Consider the following 3,306-nt stretch of genomic DNA (forward strand, 5'->3'; position numbering starts at 1 on the left):
GTGGGCCTTTTCGTGGACCCCTTCGAGGATGCCGACGGGTACTTCGCAACGGTCGAGCGCTACGCCGGGCTGGGCGTGCAGCTGGTGAACGCCGGTCCGTTCCCCGGCAACCCCGACCCCGTGGGATTCATCCGCCGCCTCGGCGACGAAGTCATACCCAAGCTCGCCGAAATCGGTTGATAGGGCGGGGTTTAGCCCGGGTAGCGGGAATAGCACGCGTCCATGTTGCCCGCTACGCCGCCGCGGAACGCGGCTATCCGGGTGAACCCCGCCGGCACGCTGGTGCCGTCCGCGTCGCTGGCCACGAGGTGGTTGGTAAGCAACCCGGCCACCGCCTCGTCGAGATCACCGGCCGTCAGCAGCAACTGCTTCTGCGACGACAGCTCGATGGGTTCGGCCATCTTGCGGTGCACCACGCCGGTCAGGCAGGCGGTGCGCAGCGCGGTCCACGGGCTCTGCATGGCCAGCCCGCGTTCGTGCTGCACGGCCAGCGCGTACCGCGACATCACGACCGACAGGGCGGTGTCGTCGCCCTGCGGCAGGGTCTGCTCGTTCTCGTCGGCGACCTTGCCCATCGCCGCCAGCTTCGGCAGGTCGATCACGATCGTGTTGGTGGCCGGGCAGTATGACGCCGGGGGGCTGGCCTTGGCGTCGGCGCAATCGGCCGCCTGGAAGGACAACGTCGGCGGGCTCTTCGGCGAGAACACCTTGCCCAACAGTTCCATCAGCGTCGACAGCGTGTCCTGGTCGATCGGGACCTCACCGGTCTCCGGGTTTCCGGTGTTGGTGTCGACGCGCAGGGCGTTGGGCAGGTCGCCGCGGCGCTGCGCGATTTCCCTCTTGTCGATCCCCGCGCAGGCCGAGGCGCCGTCGATGAAACCCATTTGGAACGCCTCGATCCGATCCAGGGCCGACCCGTGTTCGTCGTCGTTCTCGGTCTCGCTGTCCATTACGGGATCCCGGGTGGTGATGATGCCCGCCAGCACGTGGTCGAGGCCGTCGGCGGTGCTCAGCGTGAACCGCGGCGACTTGCCGTCGGCGACCCAGAAGAGGTAGACGCCGGCGAAGCAGTCGGCCTGCTGCTCGCGCACGATCGTGGGGTCGCGTTTGGTCACCAGCTTCGCCATGGTCTGCAACGCGTGGCCGAATTCGTGTGCCAGCACGCCGTTGACGGACATGTCGCCGAAGTACTTCTGCGCGACGGGCATGAACACGCCACGGTCCCAAGCGATCAGGTTGCAGCGCGACGTGAAGAAGGCGTTGACGAGCTTGTAGGTGTCGTTGTGGCAAACGATCGGGCTGGCCGGGTCGTTGGAGTTATACGACACCATCTTGCCGACCGGGACGAAATCCCCCTTCAACGATTGGCTGTAGACCGACTTCCAATATTCCTCGATGTCGTTGACCGACAGCAACGACAACTTGTCGATCGCGCCGTTGTCGGTGTTGACCACGGTGCCGGTCGGGGCGGGTGCGTTCTGGCGAATCCCGCTGGGGCCGTTCGTCGCCGGCAGGCCGCCCACCCGGAACGGATCGTTCAGCATGGACAACGCGCGCCCGTCGACGAAGGATGTGCAGCCGGCCACCACGATTGCCGATGCCGCGCAGCTCAACACCCCCCGCAGCAAGGCGGCCGCCCTGCGCGGACGGCCACCGGCCTGCTGACGTCGATTCCGCGCACGGCTCTTCATACCAACCTCATCCCGACCGGGTGCAGGGCAGCACCAAAGGGTCTCATTCTAGAGCGGTCGGCTAACTATGACAGCACGAATGAGAACACCGTCGCGCGCGAGTCCCGACGGCCGGCCGGCGGGGTTGCGCGCGGCTTACCCGTTGCCGAACAGGGAACGCCGGGCGGGTATGCGGATCGGAAATAGCGAACTCGGCGGCGCGGCCTAGGGGCGCGGCGCGGTCGGTGTCGGCGTTTGCGGCGGGGCCACCGGACCACCCGGACCCATTCCGCCGGGGCCCATCATTCCGCCGGGTCCCATCATGCCGCCGGGCTGCTCCATCATGGGGCAGGTGCCGGGGCGCCCGCCGCCGTAGCCGTGGCGCCAGCCGTAGTGGTTGCCCGAGGCCCAGCCCAGCATCAGGCCCGAGAAGAAGATCACCGCGACGACGAACACGACACCGGCCACGATGACCACCCACGCGGCCGCTTGACCCAGCCGGGTGTGCGCGCCGAACCGATGATCGACGCTGGTTGCAGGAGTTTCCGTCATGCGCGCAACGATGCCACACGCATACCCACGGGGGGTAGGGACCATTGGCCCTAGCTAGGGCGGTGGATGTCTGGTCGACTTGCCTGAAGTGCGCAGGACCGAAGGGATCCGCGATGGCCGGAGTGACGCGGCGGGCGGCGCTTGCCGCGCTGGGTGTGCTCGGTGCGGGCGCCATGGTGTGGCGGGGATATGTGCGTCCCGGCGTCCCCGGACTGGCCGCCCCCGCCATCCGCCTCACGGACTGCGGCGGCTTCATGGGCGCCGGTCGCACGGACATGAGCCGCTACATGGACATGTTCATGCGGCACAACGAAATCCATCGCGTGGTCGAGGACATTCCCGGCGGCGTGCGCACCACCACCGAGTCGGCATCGCCCGACCTCGCCGCTCAACTGCAAGCGCACGTCTCGAGCATGTACGCCCACCTCGATCAGGGCACCGAAGTCAGCTGCATGAGCCAGACCCTGCCGACCCTGTTCCGCCGCGCCGGCGGCTACCGCCGCCAACTCACGCTGACCCCCAACGGCGTGATCGCCGAGGAGACCGCCGACGATCCGGCGCTGACCGACGTCATCCGGTCGCACGCGCGCGAGGTCACCGGCTTCGTGCGGGACGGCATGCCCGCCATGATGCAGCAGATGATGGGGCCGGGCGGGATGGGCTGCGGCCGAATGATGAACCCGCGCATGCCTTGACGCGAGGGTGCCCTAGAAGGGCGGTGGATCGTCGCCCGGTGGTGCGGGGCCGGCGGGCACCGGGCCGGTCGGCGCCGCGGGTCGCGCGACCAGCCGGGCCTGGCGGTTGTGCCGGCGTTCGGCGGCGATGCGCAGGGCCCGGTTCTGCGCGCGGTTTCTGTTGCGCCGCGGCATCATCGCGGTGCGCTCGCCGCAGCGCTCAACGGCCGTCTGGACCGGGGCGTCGCCGGTGGGCGCGCACAGGCTGGGGAACAACAGCGCGCTGCCCGGGGTGGTGACGTAGGTATGCCCGCCGGGCAACCGCCAGATCAGCGTGCCGTCGGGCAGCTGTTGGTCGCGCCAGCCCCAGAACGTTTTCAGCAAATGATGTTGGCGGCAAAGACATTTCA

General features: G+C 68.5%; 3 protein-coding genes and 2 pseudogenes. 2 read left to right on the forward strand and 3 right to left on the reverse strand.

Translation table 11 applies throughout. The features are described 5' to 3' along the window. Positions 1-180, forward strand: a pseudogene (locus WU80_RS24425) (LLM class F420-dependent oxidoreductase); the annotation flags it as partial. Between the two features lie 11 nt (positions 181-191). Here WU80_RS24425 and WU80_RS24430 read toward each other — a convergent pair. Beyond that, a complete protein-coding gene (locus WU80_RS24430) occupies positions 192-1,691 on the reverse strand; it encodes a peptidase (RefSeq protein WP_156349759.1) in 1,500 nt (499 codons plus the stop codon). 204 nt (positions 1,692-1,895) lie between these two features. After that, positions 1,896-2,222 (reverse strand): hypothetical protein, encoded by a 327-nt coding sequence (locus tag WU80_RS24435; protein ID WP_055405646.1) that lies wholly within the window; start codon positions 2,220-2,222, stop codon positions 1,896-1,898. A gap of 113 nt (positions 2,223-2,335) precedes the next feature. Here WU80_RS24435 and WU80_RS24440 point away from each other — a divergent pair, with 113 nt between their 5' ends. Then, the gene (locus tag WU80_RS24440) at positions 2,336-2,917 is read left to right on the forward strand and encodes a hypothetical protein (protein WP_055405647.1); all 582 of its coding nucleotides are present in this window, start codon (positions 2,336-2,338) and stop codon (positions 2,915-2,917) included. 12 nt (positions 2,918-2,929) lie between these two features. Here WU80_RS24440 and WU80_RS24445 read toward each other — a convergent pair. Continuing rightward, a pseudogene (locus tag WU80_RS24445) lies at positions 2,930-3,306 on the reverse strand (hypothetical protein); the annotation flags it as partial.

The sequence above is a fragment of the Mycobacterium sp. UM_11 genome, assembly GCF_001414075.1.
Lineage (GTDB): Bacteria > Actinomycetota > Actinomycetes > Mycobacteriales > Mycobacteriaceae > Mycobacterium.